The following is a 14,372-nucleotide window of genomic DNA, read 5'->3' on the forward strand; positions in this document are numbered from 1 at the left end:
AGATGACTGACAAAGTTTCGTTGCGTAAACTCGATCTCGCGGACATGCCAGCAGCAGCGGCCATCCATCGCGCTTCTTTCAACGAGCGGCTGCCAACGCTTGCCGGACTTCATACCCCCGAAGAGGATGTCGGCTTCTGGAGTGCGGTGGTTTATAGAGATTGTCAGATCTGGGGCGCGGAAGCGGGCGGTCGCCTGGTCGGCGTCATTGCTTTCCTCGAAGATTGGATCGACCAGCTCTATGTTCTGCCCGAGGCCCAGGGTCGCGGCATAGGCAGTCGATTGCTCGACGTCGCCAAATCGACCTATCCAGTTCTTTCCCTCTGGACATTTCAACGAAACGCGCCGGCGCGCCGCTTTTACGAGAAGCACGGTTTCTTCCTTGTTGACGAGTCGGATGGGGCAGGCAATGAGGAAAAGGAGCCGGACGTGCTCTACAAATGGGAAGCCCGGCTGCATCGGATGTAATATACGATTGCTGCACGCATCGATACGCGCTACATTTACTGACGATCATTTCATTCAGAAGCAAATATCACTGTGCTTTTCCACGACTGGAGTCTTCCCGTCTGGAAACAGCGTCGGGACCGGGATACGAAATGCAAACAATTTTCCTGTGACAAAAAATGTTCTACATTAGTATCTTAGCGGATCGTCTTAAATAAAACAGCGAAGTAAGCCATGCGTCTGAGTGACTGCCACAATTTCCACGACTTCAGGGCTCTCGCCAAACGTCGGCTGCCGGGGCCGATCTTCAACTATATCGATGGCGCGGCAGACGATGAGGTTACGCTTCGCCGGAACACGGCAAGCTTCGAGAGCTGCGATCTGATTCCCAACGTCCTGCGTGGCGTCAGCAGTGTGGACATGTCAGTCACAGTCATGGGGCAGAAGCTGGCAACGCCGTTTTATTGTTCGCCGACGGCCTTGCAGCGGCTATTTCATCACCAGGGCGAAAATGCCGTCGCGGCGGCGGCTTCCTCTCTAGGCACCATGTTCGGCGTATCTTCGCTGGGTACGGTCAGCCTCGAGGAAATCCGCAGGAAACATAGCGGACCGCAGGTCTATCAGTTTTACTTCCACAAGGATCGTGGCCTAAACCGGGTCATGATGCAGCGAGCGAAGGACGCTGGTGTGAACGTGATGATGCTGACGGTGGACAGCATCACCGGCGGCAATCGTGAACGCGACCTGCGCACCGGTTTTTCAATCCCGTTCAAGCTCAATCTGGCCGGTATGCTTCAATTCGGCCTCAAGCCGGCATGGGCTTTGAATTATCTCACCCACGAAGGCTTCAGGTTGCCGCAGTTGGAAGAACATGTGGACATGGGCGGCGGCGCCATGTCGATTGGCCGGTATTTCACCGAGATGCTCGACCCCTCGATGAATTGGGACGATGTGGCCGAAATGGTGCGTCATTGGGACGGGCAGTTCTGCCTCAAGGGTATAATGTCCGTGGAGGATGCCAAGCGGGCCGTCGAGATCGGATGCACGGGTATTGTGCTCTCGAACCACGGCGGTCGTCAGTTGGATGGTTCGCGGTCGGCGTTCGATCAACTGGCCGAAATCGTCGATGCCGTCGGAGATCGGATCGATGTGATGATGGATGGAGGCATTCAGCGGGGGACGCATGTCCTGAAAGCATTGTCCTTGGGCGCCAAGGCCGTCGGAGTTGGACGCTTCTATCTCTATCCATTGGCGGCTGCGGGCCAGCCAGGTGTAGAGCGTGCGCTTGGCTTGCTCCGCACGGAGATCGAACGCGGGATGAAGCTCATGGGCTGCACTTCGGTCGACCAGCTTTCGCGTGCCAATCTACGTTTCAGGTAGAATGGCCGTCGGCCGCATTCCCCTGTGGGTTTTCAAACTCCGTCCGCGAAAGCTGATGAAATCTTTGATAGACGGGAGCGCCCCGTTTCTGAAAGATGGGCGTCTCCACATCTGAGTCTTGTCAAAGAGGTATTGCATTGCAGGTCGGCATCGACATGGGAACAGCGTCCGGCGGGACCAGCGCCCAACTCGATATCGAGGAACTGCTGGCAACGCGTCTTCTTGTGCAGGGCAATTCCGGCTCAGGAAAATCGCATCTGTTGCGCCGCTTGCTGGAGCAGTCGGCGCAGTGGGTGCAGCAGGTCATCATCGATCCCGAGGGTGATTTTGTCACGCTGGCGGACAAATTTGGCCACGTCGTGGTGGATGGCGAGCGCACCGAGGCCGAACTTGCCGGTATCGCCAACCGTATCCGCCAGCATCGCGTCTCCTGCGTACTGACGCTAGAAGGGCTCGATATCGAGCAGCAAATGCGCGCCGCTGCCGCCTTCCTCAACGGCATGTTCGATGCCGATCGCGAATATTGGTATCCGGTGCTTGTCGTCGTTGATGAGGCGCAGATGTTTGCCCCGTCTGTCGGCGGCGATGTTTCTGAAGATGCCCGCAAGATGTCGCTCGGCGCCATGACCAACCTGATGTGCCGCGGACGCAAGCGCGGCCTTGCCGGAGTCATTGCAACGCAGCGCCTGGCCAAACTCGCGAAGAACGTTGCCGCCGAAGCCTCGAATTTCCTGATGGGCCGCACTTTTCTTGATATCGACATGGCCCGCGCCGCCGACCTTCTCGGCATGGATCGCAGGCAGGCAGAAATGTTCCGCGACCTGAAGCGGGGCAATTTCGTCGCGCTAGGTCCGGCTCTGTCGCGCCGGCCGCTGCCGATCACCATCGGCACGGTCGAAACGTCGGCGCGCTCCTCCAGCCCCAAGCTCATGCCGCTGCCGGATGCGCCGCAAGACGTCGAGGATCTGATCTTCACGCCAGACCCGGAGGAATTCTCACGGCCAGTCGTTCGCCGCGCCGCGCCTGCGCCGCGTCCGACGACGGATATTTTGGCCGAACTCTCCCGCTCCACGCCCGCTGCCAGTGCGACGCCGGCTGAACCGAAGGCCAATCAGCCGGAATTGTCGACCGAAGATCGCGAAGCGCGGGTGAGTGCCGTGCTCTCCGAGATCCTCGATGACCCGGCCTCGGCCTTCCGCACGGATTCGGTGCTCTATCAGGAATTCCTCGTGCGGCTGCGTATGCGTCGTGTGCCGGGTGCGCCGATGTCGCTGCCGGAATTCCGGCGTCGCGTGGCGATCGTGCGCTCCGGCGCAGATGAGGCGACGATGGCGACTGACGCCTGGGCAACGGCTCTGTCCCTGTCCTCCAGCGTTACTGACGATCTGCAAGGTGTTTTCCTGATGCTTGCCAAGGCGGCCGTCTGTGGCGAGCCATGCCCTTCCGACGCCCGCATCGCCCGCGCCTATGGCACCCATTCCGCCCGTCGCGCCCGCCGTCTGCTTAGCTATTTCGAGGAACAGGGCAGCGTCGTCGTCCACAGCGATTTTTCCGGCAAGCGCATCGTTGCGTTTCCGGATATGGGCTGCCAGACGGCGCCGGGCGATGCCAATGCGCTTGACGCCGATGGCGGGGAACAGACGGCGGCGGAATAATAGCCGCCCTATTCTGTTTTGAGAGCGCCCGGCACTGTTGACATTTTCATGACGACCCCTTACAGACCGCGCCAACGCCGGGCAGAAATGTCCGGTGTTTCATTTGACATGTCCCGTGGTTTCGTCCGTTCGCTAACGTGAGAGACCTGTCAGAACTCGAAAATGGAGTTCAGAGGAGGGCGTGTTTCCTTCGCGGCTTGGCAACAAGCCGCCATAACACTTTGAAAGGAAATGCGATGAGCAAGCGCGAATCGTCCAAGTACAAAATTGACCGCCGTATGGGCGAAAATATCTGGGGCCGTCCGAAGTCCCCGGTTAACCGCCGCGAATACGGCCCGGGCCAGCACGGCCAGCGCCGCAAGGGCAAGCTTTCCGACTTCGGCGTGCAGCTCCGCGCCAAGCAGAAGCTGAAGGGCTACTATGGCGACCTGCGTGAAAAGCAGTTCCGCGCCACCTTCGACGAAGCCAACCGCCGCAAGGGCGATACCTCGGAAAACCTGATCGGTCTGCTCGAATCGCGCCTCGACGCGATCGTCTACCGCGCCAAGTTCGTTCCGACCGTTTTCGCTGCCCGCCAGTTCGTCAACCATGGCCACGTCACGGTGAACGGCGTTCGCGTCAACATCGGTTCCTACCGTTGCAAGGCCGGCGATGTCGTCGAAGTTCGCGAAAAGTCGAAGCAGCTCGTAACCGTTCTGGAATCGATCAGCCTCGCTGAGCGCGACGTTCCGGACTACATCGAAGCTGATCACAACAAGATGGTTGCGACCTTCGCCCGCGTTCCTGCCCTTAGCGACGTACCGTACCCGGTCGTCATGGAACCGCACCTGGTCGTCGAATTCTATTCGCGTTAATTCAGCGGATATCTTTCTCACGAATGGAAAAGCCGCTCTTTTCGAGCGGCTTTTTTGTCTTTGGAGCGCCCGATGACCGATTTGCAGGCAATTCTCGACAGCATCCATGCGGAGCTTTCGCCGCGCCTCGGCGAAGGCAAGGTGGCCGACTATATTCCGGAGCTGGCCAAGGTCGATCCGAACCAATTCGGGATGGCGATCGCCACGGTGGACGGCAATGTCCGTAGCGTCGGCCATGCCGATATTCCCTTTTCCATCCAAAGCATTTCCAAGGTCTTCATGCTGACCTTAGCACTTGGCAAGGTGGGTGAAGGCCTATGGAAGCGGGTCGGGCGCGAACCTTCCGGAACGGCCTTCAACTCCATTGTCCAGCTGGAGCGCGAAGAGGGAATTCCGCGCAATCCCTTCATCAATGCAGGGGCGATCGCTGTCAGCGATGTCGTACTCTCCGGCCACGCGCCGCGGGAGGCGATTGGCGAGTTGTTGCGCTTCGTACGCTACGTCGCCGACGACGAATCGATCACCATTGACGACAAGGTGGCCCGCTCGGAGACGCAGACCGGGTTCCGCAACGTTGCACTCGCCAATTTCATGCGTGCATACGGCAATCTCGATCATCCCGTCGAGCACGTACTCGGCGTCTATTTCCACCAATGCGCTCTGTCGATGAGTTGCGAGCAACTGGCCAGGGCGGGGCTTTATCTCGCAGCTCGCGGCACCAACCCGATCACCGGCCACTCTGTCGTTTCGCCGAAGCGGGCGCGACGCATTAATGCGCTGATGCTGACATGTGGCCATTATGACGGTTCCGGCGATTTCGCCTATCATGTCGGCTTGCCCGGCAAGAGCGGCGTTGGCGGTGGCATTCTGGCTGTGGCGCCGGGCATTGGCTCGATCGCAGTCTGGTCGCCGGGGCTGAACAAGGTCGGTAATTCACAGCTCGGCGCGGTGGCGCTGGAAATGCTCACCGCGCGTACCGGATGGTCGGTCTTCGGCGATTGATATGGTGTCTTCCCGCCGCGCTTTCTGCTATCAGCGTGGCGAAGCCCGAGGGATGACAAGATGAATATCGCAACGACAGTAGCGGACGAATTCGATATCGAAGCCGAAGATGGCGGCGGTAGTGTTCATCCGTTGTTTGCCGATGCGCCGCGGTCGGTCTCTTTCAACAAGCTGCGCAAGCGCCTGCTGCGCCAGGTGCGTCAGGCGCTCGAAGATTTCCAAATGCTGAAGGGCCAGAAGCGCTGGCTGGTCGGCTTATCCGGCGGAAAAGACTCCTATGGCCTGCTATCGATCCTGCTCGACCTCAAATGGCGAGGTTTGCTGCCGGTCGAGCTGATCGCCTGCAATCTCGACCAGGGCCAGCCGAATTTTCCGAAGCATGTACTGCCGGACTATCTGACGAAGATCGGCGTCCAGCACCGCATCGAATATCGCGACACCTATTCCATCGTGAAAGAAAAAGTGCCGGAGGGAGCCACCTATTGCTCGCTCTGCTCACGCCTGCGTCGTGGCAATCTTTATCGCATCGCCCGTGAAGAGGGCTGCGATGCTTTGGTGCTCGGCCATCATCGCGAGGACATCCTCGAAACCTTCTTCATGAATCTCTTCCACGGCGGCCGGCTGGCTTCGATGCCGGCAAAACTTCTGAACGACGAAGGTGACCTGATGGTCTTGCGTCCGCTCGCCTATGCCGCCGAAGACGATCTTGCCAAATTTGCTGCCGCCATGCAGTTTCCGATCATTCCCTGCGATCTCTGTGGCTCACAGGACGGTCTGCAGCGCAATGCGATGAAAGACATGCTGGCCGATATCGAGCGGCGCATGCCCGGCCGCAAGGATACGATGCTGCGGGCGCTGGCGCATGTGAGCCCATCACACCTGCTTGACCCCAAGCTTTTCGATTTTACAGTGCTGATGACGCAAAGCTCTGAGCTCAGCTCGTCGGATTAAATCGGTTTTGCCACATCCACTTCATCGAATCGGGCATAAGAGGATCAATCCTTCCTTGCTGAGATCAACGATGACCCTCTCCGATCCAGACTTCGACTATCTGATGACGACCGTGACCGAGGCCGGGGCGCTTGAGATCCTGCCGCGCTTTCGCAATCTCGCCGCAGGCGACGTTGCCGAAAAGGCTTCAGCCATCGATCTGGTGACGGAGGCCGATCTATTGGCGGAGAGGCATATCACGGCTGCGCTGAAAGTGCGTTTTCCGGGCGCGCTCGTAGTAGGAGAGGAAGCTTACGAGGCCGACAGGTCCGTCGTGTCGGCGCTTGCGGACGCGGATCTAGCTTTTGTCATCGATCCTGTGGACGGCACCCTCAACTTCGCATCCGGCCTGCCGGTTTTCGGAACAATCCTTGCCGTCGTCGCCAAGGGCGAGACCATCGCTGGCATTATCCATGATCCTGTGCTCGGCGATACAGTGACCGCCATGCGCGGTGCCGGCACCTACCAGCGGCGACGGGAAGGGCAGGTGAGCCGTCTCGCGGTTGCTTCGGCGGTGCCATTGAGAGAGATGGTGGGCTCGATATCCTGGGGCCACATGGACGAACCGGATCGTTCACGCATCAGCGCCAACATGGCGAAGGTACGCATGGCCTTTTCATTGAACTGTTCGGCCTACGAATACTGGTTAGGCGCCTCGGGCAAGATCCACTTCACTGGTCACGCGAAGCTGATGCCCTGGGATCATCTTGCCGGCGTGCTCGTGCATCAGGAGGCCGGCGGCTTTGCGGCAAAATTTGACGGCACGCCTTATCGCCCCGGTGAAACGACGGGCGGCATCATTTCGGCATCAGATGAAGAGAGCTGGCGGATCATCCGCCGCGAGATCGTTGGTGCCTGACAGGAAAGGACTACATTATGACATCGTCCGTTGACGTTACGATCCTTGCTGACCTCTTGCGCCGTGCAGCGCAGACGCAGATCCTGCCGCGCTTCCGCCGGCTTGGTAGCGACGATGTTCGCGCCAAAAGTGAGGCGACCGATCTCGTGACCGAAGCAGATGAACAGGCCGAGCGGATGATCAAGGCGGAGGTCAAACAGCTTTGGCCCGACGCCGTTTTCATCGGGGAGGAATCGGTTGCGGCCGAACCTGCGCTGCTCGACAAGTTGCAGGGGGCGGAGCTCGCCGTCATCGTCGATCCCGTCGACGGCACCTTCAATTTCGCCTCCGGTGTTCCCGCATTCGGCGTCATGGCTTCCGTGGTCTCCAAGGGTGAGACGGTGGCCGGCATCATCTTCGATCCGATGGGCGACGATTGGGTGCTCGCGGAAAAGGGCGGCGGGGCCTGGCTCCGGCGGCCAGATGGCGAGGCGCAGCGCCTCTCCGTGGCAACGCCGGTTGCGCTGGAAGAAATGGTCGGCATGGCTTCTACCGGCTACTTGCCGAACGGGAAACGCGCCGAAATCATGGGAAATCTCGCCAAGGTGCGCTTTCTCACCAACTACCGCTGTGCCGCGCATGAATACCGCACCTTCGCCGGCGGGCATGTTCACTATCTCATGTACAACAAGCTGATGCCTTGGGATCACTTGGCCGGCGTTCTGATTTCAGAGGAGGCGGGCGCTTATGCGAGGCGCTTCGACGGCTCACACTACCTGCCACATCACATCGACGGCGGCCTTTTGATTACGCCGGACAAGGCATCATGGGAATTGCTTCGGCGCGAGGTTTTCACCGTTTGAGACAACGGCGAGGACCCAGGCAGGCGGACGTTGCGGCACGGTCCCTGCCTGTGTGCCCACTTGGAAAGTCGTGAGCGGAACGTTATCTTCACTCACGCGATCTGAACCGCCCTTTGGTAGGGCTTTCCGGCTGGGATAAGATAGATGTCCGAAACAAGCCGCAAGTTGACGACCATCTTCTCTGCCGATGTTCAAGACTATACGCGCTTGATGCGGAAAGACGAGGAAGGCACGCTCGCAACGCTGAAGCGATATCGCGACGCCATGGCGCGGCTGATCGAAGCACATGGCGGCCGGGTGATCAACACCTGGGGCGATGGGGTATTCGCCGAATTCCCAAGCGTTGTGGAGGCGTTGCGAGCGGCAATTGATGTTCAAAACGAACTCGCCGGCTACAATGCCAGCAGCGACCCCGACACGCAGATGCTTTTTCGCATCGGTCTCAATCTCGGCGACGTCATCGCCGAGGGCAACGATATCTATGGCGACGGCGTCAACATAGCAGCCCGCCTTCAAGCGTGTGCGGTCGCCGGCGGCATCGTGATTTCCAATACGGTCTATGATCAGGTCCGCAACAAGGTGGCCGTCGGCTTCGATTTTCTCGGTCAACTCGAGGTCAAGAACATCGACGGCGGCGTGCCGAGCTATGCAGTGAGAATCGGCGCTAGCGAGCCCGCCAGGTCTCCGGCAGATCCCCCCAGTATTCGCGAACAAGTACGCGGCCCGACTACGGCCAATCCGGAACCCGCTACGCTAGGTGAGCGGAGTTACGGCGTGCTTGCGGTGATCGCTGCAGGTTTGGTGGTGCTAAACATTCTCACATGGCACGGCGAGTTTTGGGCGGTGTGGCCTGTGCTCGGTATCGCCATGGCGGCGGGGCTTCGCTGGGCGCGAAGGAACACGCAGGTCGACCGCAGCCTCGCTACTCTCGCAGTGGTCGGCGCCGGCTTTATCGGGATCAATCTTCTGTCGTGGCACGGAACGCCCTGGGCGATATGGCCGCTGTTAGTTCTGGCGGTTCTTGCAGGCATCCGCTGGGTCACGCGCCAACGCGGCGACATCTAATCGCCGCGCTGAGAGGCGGCCAATCAGACATGACCCATGCCGGGCTCGAGCTGCGGGCTGTCGCCTGGATGGGTGAAGAGCTTGCCCTTTTCCGCCCACAGTGTCGCAGCGATCGTCAGGGCACCGAAAACGGTGAAGCCAGCAATCAGCGGCTGAACGGTTCCATCGAACATCTGGCCGACGATGCCACCGAGCAATACGCCGCCGGTGGTGGAGACGGAGCTGGTAATGGCGGCTGCCGTGCCTGCCAGGCGACCCATCGGTTCCAGGCTGATGGCCATGAAATTGGTGGTGATGACTGCAAACATCATCAGCATCACTGAGATCAGTACATAGGTGAACAAGAAGCTCGGCAGACCAGCCGTGCCGGCGACATAGCCGAAAGCACCGAGAACGGTAAAGATGATCATCGCGACATGCGAGATGCGCCGCATGCCGAAGCTGCGAACGAAATAGCCGTTGGCGAACTGCGCAACGGCGGTGCCCGCTGCCGTTGCTGCAAAGGCAATCGGGAACCATTCACCGAGGCCATAGACCTCGCCGAACACCTGCTGAACCGAAACGACATAGGCGCAAATGACGCCGGTAAAGAGCGTCAAGCCGAGCATGTAGCCGCAGGTGACACGGTTGGTCAGCACAGTCTTAAAACCGGATATTACCGAACTGACGGAGAGTGGCAGGCGCTCATCGTCAGGCAACGTTTCCTTCATGCGAAAGAACGCGATAAGAAAAAGAGCGGCACTTGCGATGCCCAATGCGACGAAGATCCATTGCCAGTTCGAGTGGGCGACGATCAATTGACCGACGGAAGGTGCGACCATCGGCATGATCATGAAAACGATCGTGACATAGGACATGACGCGCGCCATTTCACGGCCGCCGAAGCAATCGCGCACGATCGCCAAGGTGGTGATGCGAACGGCGGCAGCGCCGACGCCCTGGATGAAGCGCAACACGAGCAGCGCGGTGAGGCTGCCGCTCCAAGCGGCTGCGAACAGCGTCACCGTGTAGAAGACGAGGCCGCCGAGCAGGATATTCCGCCGACCGTAGGCGTCGGACAGGCTACCGAAAAATAGTTGGCAGATACCGAAGCCGAGGAAATAGACCCCGATGACCAATTGCGTGTCATTGGGATTGGCGACTGCCAACGACTGGCCGATGTTCGGCAGGGCCGGCAACATGCTATCGATGCCCATCGAGATGCTCGCCGTCATCAGTGCGATGATGACGATGAATTCGACGATGCCGAGGCCGATGCGGGCGGAGCCGGATTGCTCCGCGGGCTTTGTTTGGGGCGGGTTCATGCAAATATGCCTATCAGTGCAGGGCGAGAGACGGGTCGGATGGCGGAGGCGCATTCTGCGGGCGGAAGAGGCGACCCTTTTCGGCGATCAGCACGAAGACCACGCCAATCAGCGAAACAGTGAAGTAACCGACGACCATCGGCGTTGCCGTGCCGTCGTAAAACTGGCCTATGCCGGCGCCGATCGATGCGCCGCCGACCGTGCTCATGAAGCCGAGCACGGACGAAGCCGTACCGGCGATATGGCCGAGCGGCTCCATCGCGAGCGAATTGAAGTTGGAGCCGATCCAGCCGAACTGGAACATCGCCAGCGCGAAGAAGATCATAAACAGCGCGAAGGGCATGGGCGCCGGTCCGTAGAGCTGCACGATCAGCCAGAAGAAGGTGATGACGACGAAGCCGAGCAAGGCCGCGTGCGATAACCGCCGCATACCGAAACGGCCGACGAACTGCGAGTTGATGAAGGATGAAAAGGCCATGAACAGCGCCACACCGCCAAAGGCGAGGGGTGTGTAGACGCCAAGCCCGTAAATGCCGTTGTAGATTTGCTGCGCCGAATTGATGAAGCCGAACAGCGCTCCGAACAGGAAGGTGCTGGCGATGGTGTAACAGAGCGCGACACGGTTCGTCAGGAAAATGGCGAAGCCGGAGGCGACGGATTTCACCGTGAAGGGGCGGACGTTCTCAGGCTTCAGTGTCTCCGGCAGGCGGAAATACATCCAGATACCTACGAGGGTCGCCATGGTGGCGATGAAAACGAAGATCATGTGCCAGGTGCTGACGAGCATGATGACCTGACCGCTTCCCGGCGCGATGACCGGTACGATCATGAAGACCATCATAATCAGCGACATCACTTCCGCCATGGCGCGGCCGCCGAAGACGTCGCGGACGATGGAAATGGTGATGACGCGAGTCGCCGCCGAGCCCAGGCCCTGGATGAAGCGCAAGGCCAGCAAGCCAGTAAAGGAGGGTATCAATGCAATGCCGAAGGCCGAGATGACATAGACGGTAATGCCGATCAGCAAGGGTATGCGGCGGCCGAAGCGATCCGACAAGGGACCGTAGAAAAGCTGCGCCAAGCCGAAGCCGATCAGATAAGCGGTCACCACATATTGCCGATGGTTCTCGTTTTCGACGCCGAGACTGGAGCCGATCTGCTGAAGGGCGGGGAGCATGATGTCGATCGCCAGCGAGTTGATCGCCATCAGGAAGGCCGCGAGTGCGATGAACTCGCGTTTGCCCATGGGCAATTGCCCACTGGACATAGCCTGAGATGTAGTCGTCACGGTTTTATTCCCATAAACATGTCAAGGCGCTGCCCGACAGCAGCGCCTTTCAAATCAATTGGACTATGGAAACCGGACGAAAGAGCCCGGTGACCGGTCAGGCGGCGCCGCGAACGGCGATACCGTGTTCCTGGAAGTGCTGCTGCAACTCGCCCGCCTGGAACATTTCGCGCACGATGTCACAACCGCCGATGAACTCGCCCTTCACATAGAGCTGGGGGATGGTGGGCCAATTGGAATAGTCCTTGATGCCCTGGCGAATCTCCGAATCAGCCAGGACATTGATGCCCTTATAGTCGACGCCGATATAGTCGAGGATCTGGACCACCTGGCCCGAGAAACCACACTGCGGGAACTGCGGGGTGCCCTTCATGAAAAGAACGACTTCGTTGTTCTTCACTTCATTGTCGATGAATTCGTTAATGCCGCTCATATTTCGTCCTTTCACATGCGGGTTCAAGGTCCGCAGCTTCAAATCTCATCCTTAAATAGCAAGGTGATGGTTCGATTTCCAGCCGCAATCATGCACCCGATATGTTTTTCATCGCATGAATGGGCTTTCGCGCAACATTGGTTCCGAATGATGGCGCAACGTTGGAATTGGCGACTTTTTTTGAACAGTGCGTTTTGAAATCACTCCTTCAACACGGAAGCTGAACAACACACATAACGGAGAAGCAAGGGACGCTTAGTATCGTGCCGCCAGGGCTGTCTGGCCCGGTGGCGGGAAGTGTTTGGGGCATGCTGGCGAAAGCGGCGTGATAGGTACCGGTCCCTTTGTGAACATGCATTTTAAGGGAGTGGGCACCATGAGCCACCATCACTATTCCGACGGCCAAGTCGGCGAAGAGCGCGAATTTTACGGCGCTAGCGAGACGAGTGAAGGCGAACGGGAATATTACGAGCATGTCCGTACCCCCAGAGCATCAATACTGAACAGCGCCATCACGGTCAGCGTTATTGTTTTGATTCTCAGCATCGCCTTCGGTTATCGCGCATCGACCACGCCGGCGCCACAAGCTCAGTCTGCACCTGTTTATAAGATCACAAGTGATCCGCCGAGTGATTCCTGTGCCGAACTTTCACCCTATGCCGGCCGCGATTGTTGACGTCAGAGATTCCTTAACTCTATCGTGGGAGCCTCCCGCACATCTTTCACATTAGCCTGCCATGAAAAAGCCGACAGGTCATGATGTGGGCAGCGTCCTAGGTCCATGTGACGCCGCTAACCGGAAAAATAAGAACATTATGAATAACATAGAAAAGAGGGTGGTCCTTCACTTCCCCGGCTTTGAACCATTGGATGCCACTGCGCACAGGGCCCGTTACGAGCGATCAGCCAAACAAAGCGCTGCCGTATGGGATTTTTCGGTGGCTATTGATACGCTTCGAAATTTCGGTAGGGCACCCTATTTTGATGTAAATGCCAAGGGAACGGACTGGCAGACCCAGAGCCGAATTCACATCCTCGACCATAACGATATGGTCGCCAAGCTGAATGGGAGGCCTTTTTCCGTGCGGCTGGGACAAGGCTATCTCGCCGCCGCCAAGGTCGCGGTCTCCGGCGGCCTCACGGGTTATTTCCGACATGCCTGGCGATTCGGCCTGTTCTTCATCTTTCCGTTCCTGCTGATGCTGATCGGGCTGTTGCTCAGCCTGTCCATCGCCTTTTCGCCCTTTGTCTTCGGGCTTCCGTCGTGGAGCCATATTGGCAGCATTGCCTTGGCGGTGGCCTTCTTCATCTACGTCTTCCTCCCGCAGGCCGAGCGTTTGCACACGCTGCACCTCTTTGCCGACTGGGAGATGGCCATCGCAATGGCGGGATTGAACAAGATCGGCGCCGAGCAATGGGTCGAAGCCTGCGCCATCAGCGCTCGCCAAGCGCTCGACGAGCCAGCCGACGAATATGTCATCTCGTCGCACAGCATGGGTTCAAGCGTCGCCGCCCATGTGATTGGGCTGCTGCTCGAACGGGAGCCAGAGCTGTTCCAAGGCAAGCGCGTCGTGTTCACGACGCTCGGTAGCGCCATCCTACAATGCGCATTGATGCGGCCCGCCGATGTGCTGCGTGCACGTGTCGGCCTACTAGCCCGCTGCCAGGAGATTTTTTGGCTCGACGTCCACTGCCTGACCGATGCGATCCATTTCTATAAGACGAAGGTCGCCGCTGTCTGCGGACACGCGGGTACGCGGCAGCCGACGATCATATTCGTTCGCTTCAAGAAAATGCTGACGTCGCAACACTACGCCAAGATCAAGCGCGATTTTTTGCGCGTGCACCGACAATATGTGCTCGGACCGGATGTCCGAGCTCCCTTCGATTTCACGCTTTTGACGGCCAGCCCACTGCCGGCTTCCAGCTTCGCAACGTTCACGCAGGCCAACATGCCGGACCTGACTTTCGGCGCCGGTAATGACGACGAAAACGCCCGTCTTTCCTCAGTCGGGCGCTGAGGTCTGTAGCGCCAGGGCATGTAGCACGCCGCCCATATTCCCCTTCAGCGCGTCGTAGACCATTTGGTGTTGCTGTACGCGGCTCTTGCCGCGGAAGGCTTCGGCCACGACTTCGGCCGCATAGTGGTCGCCATCCCCGGCCAGGTCGCGAATCGTCACCTTGGCGCCGGGAATACCGGCCTTGATCATGTCTTCAATATCGCCGGGATTCATTGGCATCAGTGATTTACCTC

At 58.8% G+C, this 14,372-nt stretch carries 15 protein-coding genes; 11 read left to right on the forward strand and 4 right to left on the reverse strand.

From position 1 onward, the window contains the following. Positions 1-2 precede the first annotated feature (2 nt). The 9 genes from FHT86_RS06065 (at position 3) to FHT86_RS06105 (ending at position 9,093) form a co-directional block, all read left to right on the forward strand. Positions 3-467, forward strand: a complete 465-nt coding sequence (locus FHT86_RS06065; protein WP_133705973.1) for a GNAT family N-acetyltransferase — start codon at positions 3-5, stop codon at positions 465-467. 213 nt (positions 468-680) lie between these two features. Beyond that, the gene (locus FHT86_RS06070; RefSeq protein WP_133705974.1) at positions 681-1,826 is read left to right on the forward strand and encodes an alpha-hydroxy acid oxidase; all 1,146 of its coding nucleotides are present in this window, start codon (positions 681-683) and stop codon (positions 1,824-1,826) included. A 137-nt stretch (positions 1,827-1,963) separates the two neighbouring features. Further along, entirely contained in the window at positions 1,964-3,481 is a 1,518-nt protein-coding gene (locus tag FHT86_RS06075; RefSeq protein ID WP_133705975.1) for an ATP-binding protein, read from the forward strand. 236 nt (positions 3,482-3,717) lie between these two features. Beyond that, a complete protein-coding gene (rpsD, locus tag FHT86_RS06080; RefSeq protein WP_133705976.1) occupies positions 3,718-4,335 on the forward strand; it encodes a 30S ribosomal protein S4 in 618 nt (205 codons plus the stop codon). Between the two features lie 72 nt (positions 4,336-4,407). Beyond that, entirely contained in the window at positions 4,408-5,337 is a 930-nt protein-coding gene (locus FHT86_RS06085; protein WP_133705977.1) for a glutaminase, read from the forward strand. Between the two features lie 60 nt (positions 5,338-5,397). Continuing rightward, on the forward strand, positions 5,398-6,288 hold the full coding sequence (gene ttcA, locus FHT86_RS06090; RefSeq protein ID WP_133705978.1) for a tRNA 2-thiocytidine(32) synthetase TtcA: 891 nt from the start codon (positions 5,398-5,400) through the stop codon (positions 6,286-6,288). Positions 6,289-6,358: 70 nt separating this feature from the next. After that, a complete protein-coding gene (locus FHT86_RS06095) occupies positions 6,359-7,186 on the forward strand; it encodes an inositol monophosphatase family protein (protein WP_133705979.1) in 828 nt (275 codons plus the stop codon). Between the two features lie 17 nt (positions 7,187-7,203). Next, positions 7,204-8,028, forward strand: a complete 825-nt coding sequence (locus FHT86_RS06100; protein ID WP_133705980.1) for an inositol monophosphatase family protein — start codon at positions 7,204-7,206, stop codon at positions 8,026-8,028. A 144-nt stretch (positions 8,029-8,172) separates the two neighbouring features. After that, entirely contained in the window at positions 8,173-9,093 is a 921-nt protein-coding gene (locus FHT86_RS06105) for an adenylate/guanylate cyclase domain-containing protein (RefSeq protein ID WP_133705981.1), read from the forward strand. Between the two features lie 23 nt (positions 9,094-9,116). On the opposite strand, the gene FHT86_RS06110 is transcribed toward FHT86_RS06105, so the two are convergent. From FHT86_RS06110 to grxD, 3 genes are all read right to left on the reverse strand, one after another. Further along, positions 9,117-10,397, reverse strand: coding sequence for a multidrug effflux MFS transporter (locus FHT86_RS06110; RefSeq protein ID WP_133705982.1), 1,281 nt, complete (start codon positions 10,395-10,397; stop codon positions 9,117-9,119). 13 nt (positions 10,398-10,410) lie between these two features. Next, positions 10,411-11,643, reverse strand: coding sequence for a multidrug effflux MFS transporter (locus FHT86_RS06115; protein ID WP_133707091.1), 1,233 nt, complete (start codon positions 11,641-11,643; stop codon positions 10,411-10,413). Positions 11,644-11,782: 139 nt separating this feature from the next. Further along, positions 11,783-12,118, reverse strand: coding sequence for a Grx4 family monothiol glutaredoxin (gene grxD, locus FHT86_RS06120; protein ID WP_133705983.1), 336 nt, complete (start codon positions 12,116-12,118; stop codon positions 11,783-11,785). Between the two features lie 376 nt (positions 12,119-12,494). Between grxD and FHT86_RS06125 the strand changes: the two genes are divergently transcribed. Continuing rightward, the gene (locus tag FHT86_RS06125; protein ID WP_133705984.1) at positions 12,495-12,794 is read left to right on the forward strand and encodes a hypothetical protein; all 300 of its coding nucleotides are present in this window, start codon (positions 12,495-12,497) and stop codon (positions 12,792-12,794) included. A 139-nt stretch (positions 12,795-12,933) separates the two neighbouring features. Continuing rightward, on the forward strand, positions 12,934-14,139 hold the full coding sequence (locus tag FHT86_RS06130) for a hypothetical protein (protein ID WP_133705985.1): 1,206 nt from the start codon (positions 12,934-12,936) through the stop codon (positions 14,137-14,139). Here the strand turns inward: FHT86_RS06130 and FHT86_RS06135 are convergent. After that, positions 14,125-14,358 (reverse strand): BolA family protein, encoded by a 234-nt coding sequence (locus tag FHT86_RS06135; RefSeq protein ID WP_004108912.1) that lies wholly within the window; start codon positions 14,356-14,358, stop codon positions 14,125-14,127. The genes FHT86_RS06130 and FHT86_RS06135 overlap by 15 nt on opposite strands. Between the last annotated feature and the right edge of the window lie 14 nt (positions 14,359-14,372).

Source organism: Rhizobium sp. BK313 (assembly GCF_014193655.1).
In the GTDB taxonomy this organism is placed as follows: domain Bacteria; phylum Pseudomonadota; class Alphaproteobacteria; order Rhizobiales; family Rhizobiaceae; genus Rhizobium.